Here is a 15762-nt window from a genome sequence, read left to right as displayed (position 1 = left end):
GCCCCCACGCACCCGCCCCATGCCCCGCGTCTCCACGCTGTTCGTCGTCGTCTTTCTTTGTGTTGCCCGCCTCGCCGCGGCTCCGGCCGACACGGATGTGCGCGCCGTGATCCGCGACGCCAAAGGCGAGCTCGTCCCGGACGCCGTGATTTCGCTCTACGCGCTCGATGGGCAAAACTCGCCTCCGGCCGAACCCGGCGAGCCGGTCGAGATCGTGCAAAAAGACCAGGAATACATGCCCTACGTCACCGTCGTGCGCGTGGGCACCGAAGTCGTCTTTCCGAACAAAGACTCGATCCAGCACCACATCTATTCGCTCTCGAAAGCGAAGCGTTTCGAGAAACCGCTCTACGCGCCCGGCTCGCACGAAGCGGTGCTCTTCGATCAGCCGGGCATCGTCACGCTCGGCTGCAACATTCACGATTGGATGGTCGCCTACGTCGTCGTGCTGCCGACGCCCTACTTCGCGAAAACCGACGCCGCCGGCGTCGCCCAACTCCACCTTCCCGCCGGCCGCTATCGCATCGAGGTGTGGCATCCGCGCCTCTCCGCGCCCGACGTGCGCGAAGCCAAGATCGGCCCCGGCGCCGCGCCGCTCGACTACGCGTTGAAACTGAAGCCCGACCGCCGCATCCGCCGCACGCCCGAAGGCAAGGCCAGCGGCTACTGACGCCATGCGCGGCTGGTTTCGCTTCCGGCATTTTCGCACGCGCCTCATCGTGCTCATCGCCGGCCTGCTCGCGCTCGTGCAGATCGCGAGCTACTTCGTCGTCTCGCGCGCCAACCGCTCCAACGCCCTCGCGACCATCAACGCCGACCTCGGGCGCGCCGCGCGGCAGTTCGCCAACAACGCCCATCTGCGCGAGGAGAACCTCCTGCGCGACGCCCGTTTAATGGCGAACGACTACGCGATGAAGCAGCTGTTTCTCACCGACGAATTCAGCCCCGCCACCGCGCGCTCCGCCCTCACTTCCTACAGCGCGCGCGTGCAGGCGCCCCTGATCGTGCTGCTCGATCCCACCGGGAAACTACTCTCGTCCACGCGCACCACCACGCAGGAAAGCGACCTCGCACCATTCCGCGAATTGCAGAAACGCGCCGACGCCTCCGATGCGCAACAGGCGTCGGGCTACGGCTATTTCGACCGCGAACTCTACCAACTCGTGCTCGTGCCGCTGCTCGCGCCGCCGCCCGAAGTCGTCGCGTGGGTCGGCATTGGATTCCCCATCGACCGCGAAACCGCGAGCGAGTTGAAGGCCGGTAGCGATGTCGAAGTGACCTTCCTCACCGGCGGCGCCGAAACCCGGGCGCTGGCCAGCACACTCTCGCCCGCCATGAGCAGCCAGCTCGAGTCCACGCGCCCGCACGCGACGACCGCGCTCGTGAACTTGCACGGTGAAGATTACATCACCGCCGTGCGCATGCTGCCGATCGCCGCCGGTGAATCCGCGATGATCGCCCTCCAGCGTTCGCTGCGCACCCAGCTCGCGCCCTCGCGCGTCCTCGAACAAACGCTGCTTGTCGGCACGGTGATCGGCTTGTGCGTCGCCACGCTCGCAGCGCTCGGCCTCGCACGCAGCGTGAGCCGGCCCGTGCAGCAACTCGCCGAGCACACGCGCCACGTCGCGACCGGCGACTACTCGCGCCGCCTCGAGCTGCCGCGCGCCGACGAACTCGGGCAACTCGCGACCGCCTTCAACCAGATGACCGCCGGCCTCGCCGAGCGCGACCGCGTGCGCGATCTGCTCGGCAAGGTCGTCTCGCCCGAGATCGCCACGCAGCTCCTGCAATCGAAGCTCGAGCTCGGCGGCGAAGAGCGCGAAGTCACGATTCTCTTCTCCGACCTGCGCGACTTCACGGCGCTGAGCGAGAAACTCTCCCCGCACGAAGTGCTCGCGCTGCTCAACCGCTACCTCGATCGCATGAGCGTGATCGTGGAGAAGCACGGTGGCGTCATCGACAAATACATCGGCGACGCGATCATGGCGCTCTTCGGCGCGCCGGTCGCGACCGACGGCGCCGCCGCCCGTGCCATCGCCGCGGCCCGCGAAATGAAAGCCGCCCTCGCCGACCTGAACCGCGAACTCGAAGCCGAGGGCAAGCCGCGCCTCGCGCTCGGCATCGGCATCAACACCGGTCGCGTCATCGCCGGAAACATGGGCTCGCAGACGCGGCTCAACTACACCGTCATCGGCGACGGCGTGAACCTCGCCGCGCGCCTCGAAGGCCTGACAAAAGACGCCGCTTTCGGCGCACGAATCATCGTCAGCGAAGCGACGGCGGCGGCCGCGAATGCCACCGGCCAGCTGCGCGCGCTCGGCGAAGTGACCGTGAAGGGCCGCACGGAGCCGGTGCGCATCTACGCCGCGGACCTGTAGCGCGGCGTCCCGGAATTACTCGACGGACCACGCCGCCTTCGGCGCGGCGCGCACCTTGGCGCGAAACGCCTCGGGAATCGGCGCGGCGACCATACCGCCCTTGCCGTCGGCCGTCACACACACGGCGGTGATTTCGCCTTGGGCGCAGAGTTCGGGGTCGGCCTTGCCCTTGGTGACCTTGCGAAACTGGAACAGCAGCACGATCGCGCGCGTGCGCACTTCCTTCACGAACAGCTGGACCTCCACCGTGTCGTTGAAACGCAACGGCGCACGAAAATCGCAGGTGGCGTTCACGCGCGGCCAGCCGACGACTTGTCCCGGGACGAACGAGATGAGCGGCAGGTTCAGCGAGCGATAGAACGCCGACTCGCAAGCCTCCATCCAGCAGAAGTAATTCGAGAAATGCATGATTCCCGCCATGTCCGTCTCGGCGAACTCGACGGTGCGCGTGATCGAAAACTCGGAAACCATGCGCCCGAGGATTGTCCGGGCACCACGCGACGCAACGCCGGAAGTGCGCGCGGCGTGGGCCGTTCACCTAGGCGAAAGTCGGGGCGGCGCGCGCGGTCGCGAGCTTGAGCGTTTCGTGGCCGCTCGTAGGTTTCGCGCCATGAAAGCACTCTCCCGCACCGTTGCGTTTCTCGGCTTGGTCACGGTTTCCGCGCTCAGCGCGCTCGCGTTCGAAGGCCGGGTTTCGCTCGGCTTCTCCGACGGCAAGGGCCGGGAACAGGTGATCGACTACGCGATGAAAGGCGCGCTCGTGCGGCTCGAGCCAAAGATGAAGGAAGCCGCGGGCGCGGCCATGATCATGGACGCCGCCAAGCAGGAGATGACGATCCTGATGGCGGAACAGCGGATGTATATGACGATGCCGATGCGCGGCACGCCCAGCGACGGCAAGGGCGGACACGAAGCGAAGGACGTCAAAGTCGAGAAGACCGGTCGCACCGAGAAGATCCTCGGCTACGATTGTGAGGAATACGTCATGACCGACCGCGGCCAGACCACCGAGATGTGGGTCACGGAGCAGCTCGGTTCTTTCATGGGCCTGGGCGGCGGCAATCCGATGGGCGGGATGATGGGCGTCCGCAAGGCCAAGGCCGAAGGCAACGCATGGGAGCAGGTGCTGAAGGACAAGAAGGGCGCGTTCCCGCTGCGCGTCGTCGGCCACGACGCCAAGGGCAAGGAGACGTTCCGCCTCGAGGCGAAGAAAATCGAGCCGGGCAACGTGCCGGACGATCTCTTCGCGCCCCCGGCCGGTTTCCAAAAGTTCGCCATGCCGGGCATGGGCGGATTCGGCGGTTGAGATCGCCTCGCCGCATCGATTGCGCGGTGCGAATCGCAGGAAATTTTCCCGCGCGCCCAACCCCGGCGCGCGTTTTTGTTACAGCCCGGAAAATTCGGCACTCAGCGGGCGTTTGCCGGGGGGATGAGGGCTTGACTCAGCCATAGCGCAGGCGTTCGCTGGGCCATTCAAACCTCGGAGTGGTTCCTCTGGGTTTCCCAACACCAACAACTGCATCTGCACCATGCATAAATCGTTCGTTAGGTTTATCGCGCTTGCGGCGACGGCCCTTAGCCTGATCACGGCTTCGGCGTTCGCCCAGGTCATCACGACTTCGTCGTTGAACGGCACCGTTCAAAACGACCAAGGCCAACCCGTCGCCAATGCGGCGATCACCGTCACCCACGAGCCCACGGGCTCGAGTTACACGGCCACGTCGCGCGCGGACGGCACCTATGTGCTCCGCGGCCTCCGTCCGGGCGGCCCCTACACCGTCACTTCCGTCGCTCCGACTTTCGCCAAGACGGAAGTCCGCGAAGTCTACCTCGACATCGACACCGGTGCCGACGTGAACCTGAAGATGCGCGCTGAAGTCGTGCAGCTTGAGGCCTTCCAGGTCACCGCCTCGGCCACCGACTCGCTTTTCGACCCGAACCAGACGGGCTCCGGCTCCTACCTCAACAACAAGGACATTCGCAATCTCCCGAGCGGCGACCGCTCGATCAACTCCCTCGCGCGCCTCGATCCGCGCATCAGCTACAATCGCGATCCCTCCGACCGCGCCATCTCCGTCGCCGGCACGAGCAACCGCTACAACTCGATCCAAGTGGACGGCGTGAATGCCTCCGACCCGTTCGGCCTCAACGCCAACAACACGGCCGCCGAGCGCAACGTCATCCCGCTCGACTCCCTCGAAGCGCTCGCGATCAACACCTCGCCCTACTATTCCCGCAACGCCGGCTTCGTCGGCGCCCAGATCAACGCGATCACCAAGAGCGGCACCAACCAGTTCAAGGGTTCCGCCTACTACACCTACCGCGGCCGCACGCTCTTCGGCCAGCAACTCGCCGCCGACACCGTCGACGAGATTCCCCGCCCGCTGACCAACTTCAGCGAGGAGACCAAGGGCATCACGCTGGGCGGCCCCATCATCCCCAAGAAACTGTTCTTCTACGCCGCTTATGAGAAGGTCGACGAAAACCGCGTCGCCCCTTCACCGGTCACCCGCCTCGACGACGCGACCGTCAAGACCATCACTGACACGGCCAAGACCCTCGGCTTCACCACCGGCAGTGCGACTCCGCCGTCGGCCAACAAGCTCACGGACGAGAACCTCCTCGCCAAGCTCGACTGGCAGATCAATGCCGACCATCGCGCGACCTTCCGCTACAACAAGGTGGAATCCAGCCGCCCGACGTTCCCCAACTTCGGTTCCGGTATTTCCGAGAACAACTTCTCCTTCGATACCGCTTGGTATCAACAGAACATCTCAAACACCTCCTACATCGGCCAGCTGATCAGCCGTTGGTCCAACAAGCTGAATACCGAACTCTCCGTTTCCCGCTCCAAGTATCACTCCGAGCGCGGCACCGCTGACCCGAAGCAGCCCTACGTCACGATCCGTAACATCCCGGTCGCCGGCTCCAGCAACACGGCCTTCGTGACTTTCGGCACCGAGAGCAGCAGCCAATCGAACGTGCTCGACGTCAAGACCGACACGATCGAGGCCTTCGCCTCCTACGAACTCGCCGACAATCACACGCTCCAAAGCGGCATCCAATACGACACGGCCGACATCTACAACCTGTTCGTCCAGAACACGAATGGCTCCTACACGTTCAGCAACGGCTCCTCCGGTAACGGCCTCCCGCAGTTCCAAAGCCTCGCAGCCCTGAACAACGGCACGCTGAACTATTTCTCCTACGCCTACAACCAGATCATCGACGGAGTTGAACCCGCCGCTCGCTTCAGCGAGGCCAACGCCGGCTTCTTCCTCAACGATGCCTGGCGCGTGACGCCCCAACTCAAAATCGATGTCGGCGCGCGCATCGATGTCGCACTTCTCCCGGACGCTGTTCCCTACAACAACGTCGACACCGATGCCGTCACCCCGGGCATCCAAAACTTCGAGAGCATCTTCGGGTATCGCAACGACTCCACCTACGACGGCAAGAAGATCATCCAACCGCGCATCGGCTTCAACTGGCAGCCGGATTTCGGCGGCAAGAAGACGACCATCCGCGGCGGCGTCGGCCTCTTCTACGGGCGCGCTCCCCGCGTGTGGATCTCGAACAGCTACTCGAACACCGGCATGAACTACAAGTCGTGGACCGCCGGCACGAGCATCACCGGCAGCCCGCTGGCGCCCATCATCTCGGCCGACCCGAAGAAGCAGGTCGCCTCCGGCGCCCTCGGCTCCGTCATGACCGTCAACTTCATGGACCCCAACTTCGAACTGCCCTCGAAATGGAAGTCCAACCTCGCCGTTGAACGCGAACTCGGCATCCTCGGCCTGAAGGCCACCGCCGAAATCGAGTTCACCAAGACCAACAAGGATGTGTTCTACCAGAACGTGAACATCGCCGCGACCGGCACCGGCCCCGACGGCCGCACGCTGTATTGGTCTGGCGCCAACACCTCCGGCATCGCGACCGGCACCAAGGTGGTCAGCACCGCCTTCGTCAACTCCACCGCTTCCGGCGCCCGCATCATCAAGCTGACGAACGCCGACAAGGGTGAATCCCAATCCTACATCGTCTCCCTCGAGCGCCCGCGCACGAAGGACGGTTGGTATTGGAAGGCGTCCTACGTCCTCACGAATGCCAAGGAAGTGACCTTCGGCACCTCCTCCGTCGCCGCGTCCAACTGGAACAATCGCGTCGGTTTCAACATCAACGCCCAAGAACTCCACACCGCCGAACTCGAGATCCGCGACCGCATCCTCATCAATGTCACCAAGGACTTCGAATTCGTGAAGAACAACCCCACGACGTTCTCGCTGCTCTATGAAGGCCGCTCCGGTTATCCGTTCAGCTTCGTCTACTCCGGCGACCTCAACGGCGACAGCCAGACGCAGAACGACCTCGTCTACATCCCCGTCCGTGGCGGCGACTCAAAGGTCCGCTTCGCCAGCACCACCGACCAGGAGAACTTCTTCAAGATCGTCGATCGCTTTGGTCTGCAGGAAGGAACCTACTCCGGCGCTAACTCCAACCGCTACCCGTGGGTCAACCAGTTCGACTTCAGCGTCAAGCAGGAGGTCAAACTGCCCTTCTGGCGCCACAAGCTCGTCCTCGGCGCCGACATCCTCAACGTCGGCAACCTCCTGAACAGCAAGTGGGGCATCATTCGCGGCTCGAACCAATTCTTCACGAAGAAGGAATCGATGGTCGCGGCCACCTACGACACAGTCGCGAAGCAATACGTCTACTCAAACGTCAGCACGGCGCTCGCGAACGGCACTTACTCCACCACCGTCGATGGCAAGAGTTACACCGGTTCCGGCTTCGCTCCCTCGCTCGGCCGTGGTGAACCCGCCGCGACCCGCTGGTCTGTCCTCTTCAGCGCTCGTTACGAGTTCTAAGCCCACTTGAACTGATTTCCGCGAAGGCGGCTGCGGCAACGCAGCCGCCTTTTTCATTGCCCCACCAACAAACAAGATTACGTAACTACAAAGTCACCGAACTAAAAAATGGGCCAATAGTGAGAGAAGAATATGAAATCCAAAATGTTCCGTGTGATATCAATGATCGCGCTTGCCGCCACGCTGGCTACGGCGGGATACGCTACCGTCGAAAGCTTGTTTGTTGCTAACGGCGGCGCAAACGGTGGCTTCGCAACTGTAGACCTGAACGCCTACGGCACCTATGTCGACTCCATCTCGGTGGAAGCCGACGCTTACGGTTACGAGCCAGACTATACTCCAATAATGAATGGCCCCAATGAGTTCGACCCGCGCGTGGCAGCCACGATCTTTCTGCGAATCGGCAGCCAGCAATACACCAGAACCGCGAACGAGTTCTGCACGGGAATACTCACGATGTCTGGGATCTACAAAAACGAATCCGGAGACTGGATCGCGTCCCAAGCCTCCTTCCCGGGTGGCTCTGTATCCGATGTAAATCTAGGTAGTGGTATAGTTGAGGTTGAAGCTTGGGCGCAAGCGAACGGAATTGGATACTGCTCAGCCTCAAGCCAAATCGTCTACTGATCTCTTCGGGTGATCAGCGGCGAGCCAAGCTAGCAGCGCGCTCGCGAACGGCACCTGCTCGACCAACATCAACGGCCAGAGCTACGGCCGGCAGCGGCTTCGCGCCGTCCCTCGGCCGTGGTGAGCCCGCCGCCACCCGCTGGTCGATCCTCTTCAGCGCCCGCTACGAGTTCTAAGCGAACGCTGATCCGAATTCCCGCGAAGGCGGCGGCGGCAACGCGGCCGCCTTTTTCATTGTCCGATCCGCGCCTTTTTCTTCTGCGCCCGCACCACCGCCGGTAACCTGCCGGTGATCCTTGCGGTCCCGTTCGCAGAACTGGTTCGCCGCGGTGCTGCGCGCGCTCGGCTCGTCTGCGAATCGCGTCGTGTGGAGCACGCCAACACTGCGCTCGACCTCTCCTTCTACGGCGACTTTCGCACGATCGGCACTCTCTACTGGGAAAACCGCGCCGGCTTGCATGCGATGGCCGAGATCGCCGCCGCAGCGTCCGACGCCGCAGCCGAAACACTCGTCCGCCGTCACGCGATCACGCACTTCGTCTTCTGCACCGAGGACGATGTCCTCGATGAGATACTCCGGCTCGCGCGTCCGCACGCGAGCGCGGACGAACTGAACCAAGCCTTCGCGCCACGTATTTTCCGCAGCGACGAGATTCCCTCGTGGTTGCGCGCGCTGCCGGAGGTCACCCTCGCCAGCTCGCCGAGTGGCACGCGCGTGCAGATTTTCGCCGTGGACTCCACGCAGACAGCCGGAGAGGCGCAATTCCACCTAGCGAACATGCTCGCGCAGCGCGGCGAAACCGCGCGGGCGCTCGCAGCCTTCACTCGCTCCGCCACGCTCGGCTTCGCTCCGGCGGCACTGCGCCGCGCAGAGTTTCTGCTCGCCGCGCAACGATGGAACGAAGCCATCCCCGCGTTGGAACAGGCTATCGCCGGCGCACCGCCCGCCGCGCGCTATCGCCTGCTGACGCAGGCAGGCGAATGGCTCGCGGAGGGACGACAACACGGCGCAGCCGCGCGCTTCTTCGAGCGCGCCTTGCACGAGCAAGTCACCGACACGCGCGCGGCGAACGGTCTCGCCTGGCTTCTCGCCACGGCCGCGGAGGTCACGCCCGCGCAGCGAGACTTCGCGCGCCGGCTCGCGCAGCAAAGCACCCGCCTCGACCCAAGCGTGCCAGAAAGCTGGAGTGCGCTCGGAGCTGCATTGGCCGCGACCGGCGACTGGAGCGGCGCCCTGCGAGCCTTGGAGCGAGCGGAGAAACTAGTCATCGCCAACACGCCCTCCGCGCTGCTCAAGCGCCTCGCGGCGCAACGCGAAGCCTACCTCGCGGGCCGGCTCTACCGCAACTGAACCCCGCGCGCGTGGCGACGGTTCGCTGTGGCTTCGCCGGCGCTAGGGCGGATTACCCCTTGAGAAACCCGCGACTATGGCGCGCCGCGCGCCACACCACGCTCTCCGCCAGAGGAGAATCGCGGCGCCGGAATCGACGCGCATAGCGGCACGAAGAAACTCCCTCTGAAAACCGCACCACGCGTCGTGCAAAACAGCGTCAATATCTTTTTCCGCGGATTTGCGACGCGGCGCACGCGGGACATTTTCCCTCTGAAAATCACGTGTCGCGCGAAAATTTTCGCGACCGCAGCACGGCGGATTTCAGTGCAATTTTTGTCCACCAAAAAATGTCGCGATTGTTTCGGGGAAAAAATTGACGGGGTATAGGCCACTACCATTAGTAGTGCCCTTGGTTCCGGGCAGCCACATCCTGTGGTGGTCAGCAACGTGTGAGGAAGTTCCAGCAACTTCGGTTCGCTTGGGCGTCCTGCGCGCTTCTATGACCTCCAGAAGATGGTTTTGCCCATGGCAAAACACACACGTTTCTCGTTCGTCACACACACGCACTAGCTATGCTCAAAACTTTCCAAGTCGGCACCAAAACCTTCACCCTCGATCAGGAGAAGGCCGAAGCCGCGTTTGCGGGGAAAAAGGTCATCAACGGCCGCCAAGTCCCCTACTTCAACCTCCTCCCCCTGAAATACCAGTGGGCCTACGATCTCTACAAAAAGATGAAGGCCAACCATTGGGAGCCGGAGGACATCCCGATGGGCAAGGACATCGAGCAGTGGCGCGATGCGAAGGCCGTCAGTGATCAGGAACGCTGGATCATCCGCATGGGCGTCGGCTATTTCTCCGCCGCCGAGGGCATCGTCGGCGACAACATCCAGCACGTCATCCGCGAAGTCGTCACCGCGCCCGAGCTCAAGCTCGTCCTCGGCCGCCACGCCCACGAGGAGAACATCCACGCTGACTCGCTGCTCTACATGATCGCCTCGATCGGCGTGAACCCGCACGAGTGCGAAGCGATGTTCGACGACGTGAAGTCGATCGTCCGCAAAAACGAGTTCGTGAACAAGGTCTCGCGCGACCTCCGCCGCGACCTCGACATGAACGCCCCGAAGAACAAGCAGCTCTTCGCGAAAAACATCTTCGTTTTCGGCCAGTGCATGGAGGGCACCCAGTTCTACGGCCTCTTCGGCATGATCCTGTCGCTCTACCGGCAGAACAAGTTCCCCGGCATCGGCCAGATGTTCCGCTACACCCTCCGCGACGAGTCCAACCACATCGAGCTCCTCCGCAATCTGTTCATGGATCTCATGGAGGAAAACCGCGAGATCTGGACGCCCGAGTTCAAGGAGGAGCTGCGCCAGACCATGGCCGAGGCCGTCGCCCTCGAGAAGGACTTCATCCGCGATTGCCTGCCGGTGAACGCCGTCGGCCTCTCCATCGACGAATTTCTGACCTACATCGACTACATCGCCGACCGCCGGCTCGAAGGCTGCGGCCTTGCCCCGCTCAACGCGGGCGTCAAGAACCCGCTCCCCTGGCTGGCCGAGATGATGGACATCAAGAAAGAGCAGAACTTCTTCGAGGGCCGCGTTACTGAATACCAGAAATCGTCCGCCCTCCAGAACACGAGCGACGACGACCTTTAACCAGTCCGCCTCGCCCGCAAAAGCGAAGGCGGCACCGTCCCCCGGGCGGCTCTGCCTTCTTTTTCGCGCCCCACTTTCCTACCCCTCCCGTCAGTCACCCCACGCATCGTCAGCAGCACTATCTCCATGAGCGACACCTCTTCCGTCCACACCGACCTCGCCCTCAAGAAATTCACGGGCACCCCGCAGGACCAGAAACCCAACTATAACTGGCGCGACGTCCTCCGCGAGGACGTCACCGTCCCCGAAGTCGAAGTCCTCTGCCCGCACGGCACCGAGCGCTTCGACCTCGCCGAAGTCGCCGACACCGTCGGCAAGTCCCTCGCGAACCTCATGCTCGCGAAGGGCGAGAAGGACATCTTCAACGAGAAGAACCAGCGCTTCGTCGCCGACGTCACCCGCGAAGTCGCCTCCAACCTCACCAAGCAGGCCCTCACCCGCGGCCCGCTCCGCGTCTCCCTCCACGATCTCTACGTGCTCATCGAGAAAACCCTCGTCGACAACAACGCCCACGACGTCGCGAAGTCCCTCCTCCACAAGCGCGCCCAGAAACTCGCCACCTCCCGCGAGCAGCCGGCCGTCGCCGTGAAACTCATCCGCCGCAACAACCAGGTCGTCCCCTGGAACGAGGCCAAGATCGAGATCGCGATCCGCAAGGCCTTCCTCTCCCTCAAGAAGGATTCCGCGCCCGCCCCCGCCATCGCTCGCGCCGTCACCGCCCGCGCCGCCACGCTCAAGCAGGCCTTCCTCCACATCGAGGAAGTCCAGGACATGGTCCAGGAAGAGCTCATGAAGGCCGGCCACTACAAGGTCGCCGAGGACTACATTCTCTACCGCGCGATGCGCCACGCCTCCCGCGCCAACGAGTCCGCCGCCCGCCACGCCACCGATGTCGTCGCCGCGCCCGACACCGCCGCTCCGGCCGCCGACACCACCGTCCCGCAGGGCCAGAACTCCATGATCGTCGTCCAGCGCGCCGACGGCTCCACCTACTTCTGGAACGGCGAGGATCTCAAGAAGCGCATCGAGTTCGCCTCCATCGGCCTCAACCTCTGCCTCACCTCCGACCAGATCGAGGCCGAGCTCCGCCGCTCCACCTTCGACAACATCGCGCAGGGCGACCTCAACAACACGATCGTCCTCAACGCCAAGACGCTCATCGAAAAGGACGCCGACTTCGCCAAGTTCGCCGGCCGCATCCAGCTCACCTACATCTACGAGGAAGTCCTCGGCTGGGACATCGTCCGCGACGGCATCGGCAAACTGAAGCAGTTCCACCAAGCCGCCTTCGCGCCCTACATTTTCCGCGGCATCGACATCAAGCGCCTCACGCCGCGCCTCAAGGAATACGACCTCGCCCGCCTCGCCGCCGCCATCGACCCGTCGGCCGACCTCGAGCTCGACTTCCTCGGCGTCCAGACGCTCTACGACCGCTACCTCATCATCGACAAGACCGGCAAGCGCTCGCGCCGCCTCGAGACGCCCCAGTTCTTCTGGATGCGCGTCGCCATGGGCCTCTTCCTCGACGAAAAGTCCGACCGCGAGGACTGGTCGATCCAGCTCTACTCGCTCTACAAGAGCCGCCGCTTCTGCTCCTCCACGCCGACGCTCTTCAACTCCGGCACGCTCCACTCCCAGCTCTCGTCCTGCTACCTCTACTACGTCGACGACAGCCTCGAGGGCATCATGTATCGCGGCATCGCCGAAAACGCCCAGCTCTCCAAGTGGGCCGGCGGCCTCGGCGGTTCCTGGACCGCCGTCCGCGGCACCGGCGCACACATCGCCGGCACCAATGGCGAGTCGCAGGGCGTCATCCCGTTCCTGAAGCTCCACAACGACCAGCTCGTCGCCGTCAACCAGGGCGGCAAGCGCAAGGGCTCCGGCTGCGCCTACCTCGAATCGTGGCACAACGACATCTTCGAGTTCCTCGAACTCCGTCGTAACACCGGCGACGACCGCCGCCGCACCCACGACATGAACACGGCCAACTGGATTCCCGACCTGTTCATGAAGCGCATGGAAGGCCGCCAGCACTGGACGCTCTTCCGCTCCAACGAGGTCGCCGATCTCCACGAAACCTACGGTCGCAAGTTCGAGGAGCGCTACACGCACTACGAAAAGCTCGCCGAGGAAGGCAAAATCCAAGGCCACAAGGTCGAGGCCATCGAGCTCTGGAAAAAGATGCTCTCGATGCTCTTCGAGACCGGCCACCCCTGGATCACCTTCAAGGATCCCTGCAACCTCCGCTCCCCGCAGGACCACGCCGGCGTCATCCACAGCTCCAATCTCTGCACGGAGATCACGCTCAACACCTCCAACGACGAGACCGCCGTCTGCAATCTCGGCTCCGTCATCCTCGAGTCGCACCTCAAGCCCGACGGCTCGCTCGATCACGACAAGCTGCGCGACACCATCCGCATCGCCCTCCGCGCCCTCGACAACGTCATCGACATCAACTTCTACCCGACCGCTGCCGCCAAGACCTCCAATATGCGCCACCGCCCCGTTGGCCTCGGCGTCATGGGTCTCGCCAACGCGCTCTACATGAAGGGCGTCGCCTTCGCCTCCCCCGAAGCCGTCGAGTTCAACGACGAGTTCATGGAGGCCATCGCCTACTACGCCTACGAAGCCTCCTCCGACCTCGCGGCCGAGCGCGGCACCTACTCCAGCTACAAGGGCTCGAAGTGGGACCGCGGCCTCCTCCCGCAGGACACCCTCGACCTCCTCGAGCAGGAACGCGGCGTCCCCGTCGACGTCCCGCGCGGCGGCAAGATGAACTGGGAGCCCCTCCGCGCCAAGATCGCCAAGCAGGGCATGCGCAACTCCAACTGCCTCGCCATCGCCCCCACCGCGACGATCTCCAACATCACGAACACGTCGCCCTGCATCGAGCCCTACTACAAGAACCTCTACGTCAAATCGAACCTCTCGGGCGAATTCGTCGTCATCAACCCGTTCCTCGTCGAAGACCTCAAGGCCCGCGGCCTCTGGAACCAGGAGATGATCGATGCGCTCAAGTATTTCGACGGTGACCTCGCCGACATCGAAGCCGTGCCGGCCGACCTGAAGGAGAAATACCGCACCGCCTTCGACGTGGACTACAAGTGGGTGATCGACGCCGCCGCCCGCCGCCAGAAGTGGATCGACCAATCGCAGAGCGTGAACCTCTGGCTCAAGACGCCGGACCTGAAGACGCTCTCGCACATGTATCGCCACGCCTGGAAGACCGGCCTGAAGACCACGTATTACCTCCGCACGCTCGGCGCCTCCAACATCGAGAAGGCCACCGTCAGCGTGAAAAAGGAAATGCGCGGCGCCACCGGCGAAACGAAAGCCGAAACCGCGACGCGTGACTTGGCCGCGGCCGCCACCCGCGACGCCGCCACCGCAGCCAAGAAGACCTACACGGAGGCGGAGAAGAACGCGTGCTCCATCGAAGCCATGCGCAACGGCGGCACCTGCGAAGCCTGCCAGTAACAATCGTTCTCGTTCTCTTAATCGTTCTCGTTCTCTCGAAAGGCGCCCCACCCGGGCGCCTTTCTCTTTGGTAGGGCGGGACCGCTGGGCCCGCCGCTGCCTCACACCCGCACGTCGCGCCAACGTAACTCGACGCCCCCCGCCCGCATCGGCGCATTCACCCGCGACGTCCGGCTCCCGGCAACTCCAAGCTCGCCTCACCACACAACGCCTGCATTTTTTCGCTCGGGCCAGCCGCGACGTCTTCACGTCGCGCATGGCCCTTTTTTATTCCCCCATGCCCACCTCGTCCCTGAATACCCGTTCTATCCTTCAATCCGCGACCGCGCTGCGGCTCGGCTTGGCCCTGCTGACCACTACCGTGTTCTCCGGCTGCGCCAGCTTCAACCACATCGCCAACTATCCGACTCCCGCCAAACCCGCGACCGTCGCCATCGTTGCCAAGCCGCTCTCCAAGATGAGCGAGCTGCCTGTCGGGGCTTACTACGACGACAAACGCGAGATCGTCATCAGCGGTCACCAGAAAGGACTCGGCGTCAGCATGCTCTTCGGTGTCGTCGGCGTGCTCGTCGCCGACGCCGCCAACAAATCTTCCGCCGAATCCCGCTTCGGCGCCTCCGCGCAAAGCTCCGTGACCGATCTCCTCTCGCTCACCCGCGCCGCGCTGCAGGAAACCATCGCCGCCGGCCATGCCCCGCAATGGACCGCCACCGACGCGGCCGCTCAACTGCAGCTTTCTCCGCACGCCGTCTTCACCGTGATGGATTCCGGCAAGGCCCGACTCTACGCCATGCTCTCCGCGCAGGTTCCCGGAGCCGCCGGCAGCGATCCCGCTTGGTCCGTGCGCTACTTCGTTCGCGCTCCCGGCGAATATGCCGTCGAAGGGGCCGATGGCTGGATGACCCAGAACCGTTTCAGCGAAGCGATGGCCACCGCGCTCCGCCGCGCCGTGCAAGTCTGCGCCGATGATGCTCACGGCAAACTCACCGGCACCAAGAAAGTGAAAGCCAAAGGACGCTTCGCGATGGTCAACTTCGAGTTCGACCTCCCCATTCTCGTCGTGAGCGAGACCGACGACACCATCGTCGGCCGCCTCGCCGTCGGTGACGCCATGATCATGTCCGGCACGCACATCCTGAACCGCGCCGACTATCAAATCAAGGAAGCCGACTTCAAGGACCCGCGCCAGTGAGCCCACATAGCAGCTCGCCAACACCGAAATAGGTCTGCCCCGAAGGCGAGAAGAACGCCTACAGCATCGAAACCATGCGCAACGGCGGTGACCTGCCCCCCGTCGCTGTAAGGTCAAAATGAGACAGCCGGGTTGGTTGTGGTTGGTTTACTGACGGAGGATTCGGGTGCAAGCGCAGGACTGATCTGGTCCTCAGGAGCCCCCATGGGGGCTCGCGCGATTCGGGCGG

General features: G+C 63.6%; 10 protein-coding genes. 9 read left to right on the top strand and 1 reads right to left on the bottom strand.

Going from position 1 to position 15762, the window contains the following annotated elements; genetic code table 11:
• The first annotated feature begins 19 nt into the window (after nt 1-19).
• Together HZA32_04900 and HZA32_04895 are read left to right on the top strand one after the other, a co-directional pair.
• Entirely contained in the window at nt 20-670 is a 651-nt protein-coding gene (locus HZA32_04900) for a methylamine utilization protein (GenBank protein ID MBI5423401.1), read from the top strand.
• 4 nt (nt 671-674) lie between these two features.
• A complete protein-coding gene (locus tag HZA32_04895) occupies nt 675-2378 on the top strand; it encodes a HAMP domain-containing protein (protein MBI5423400.1) in 1704 nt (567 codons plus the stop codon).
• Nucleotides 2379-2393: 15 nt separating this feature from the next.
• On the opposite strand, the gene HZA32_04890 is transcribed toward HZA32_04895, so the two are convergent.
• Nucleotides 2394-2849, bottom strand: a complete 456-nt coding sequence (locus HZA32_04890; protein MBI5423399.1) for an acyl-CoA thioesterase — start codon at nt 2847-2849, stop codon at nt 2394-2396.
• Nucleotides 2850-2988: 139 nt separating this feature from the next.
• Here HZA32_04890 and HZA32_04885 point away from each other — a divergent pair, with 139 nt between their 5' ends.
• The 7 genes from HZA32_04885 to HZA32_04855 all read left to right on the top strand — a co-directional run bounded on the left by HZA32_04885 (nt 2989) and on the right by HZA32_04855 (nt 15533).
• A complete protein-coding gene (locus tag HZA32_04885; protein MBI5423398.1) occupies nt 2989-3684 on the top strand; it encodes a DUF4412 domain-containing protein in 696 nt (231 codons plus the stop codon).
• Between the two features lie 223 nt (nt 3685-3907).
• The gene (locus HZA32_04880; protein ID MBI5423397.1) at nt 3908-7246 is read left to right on the top strand and encodes a TonB-dependent receptor; all 3339 of its coding nucleotides are present in this window, start codon (nt 3908-3910) and stop codon (nt 7244-7246) included.
• Nucleotides 7247-7378: 132 nt separating this feature from the next.
• Nucleotides 7379-7873, top strand: coding sequence for a hypothetical protein (locus HZA32_04875; protein ID MBI5423396.1), 495 nt, complete (start codon nt 7379-7381; stop codon nt 7871-7873).
• A gap of 367 nt (nt 7874-8240) precedes the next feature.
• Complete coding sequence (locus HZA32_04870) at nt 8241-9224, top strand: hypothetical protein (protein ID MBI5423395.1); 984 nt, start codon at nt 8241-8243, stop codon at nt 9222-9224.
• Between the two features lie 554 nt (nt 9225-9778).
• Complete coding sequence (locus HZA32_04865; GenBank protein MBI5423394.1) at nt 9779-10864, top strand: ribonucleotide-diphosphate reductase subunit beta; 1086 nt, start codon at nt 9779-9781, stop codon at nt 10862-10864.
• 126 nt (nt 10865-10990) lie between these two features.
• Nucleotides 10991-14341, top strand: coding sequence for a ribonucleoside-diphosphate reductase subunit alpha (locus HZA32_04860; GenBank protein ID MBI5423393.1), 3351 nt, complete (start codon nt 10991-10993; stop codon nt 14339-14341).
• Nucleotides 14342-14618: 277 nt separating this feature from the next.
• Nucleotides 14619-15533, top strand: coding sequence for a hypothetical protein (locus HZA32_04855; GenBank protein MBI5423392.1), 915 nt, complete (start codon nt 14619-14621; stop codon nt 15531-15533).
• Nucleotides 15534-15762 lie beyond the last annotated feature (229 nt).

The sequence above is a fragment of the Opitutia bacterium genome (assembly GCA_016217545.1).
Classification (GTDB): domain Bacteria; phylum Verrucomicrobiota; class Verrucomicrobiia; order Opitutales; family Opitutaceae; genus Didemnitutus.
This window is presented reverse-complemented; position numbering and strand designations above follow the sequence as displayed.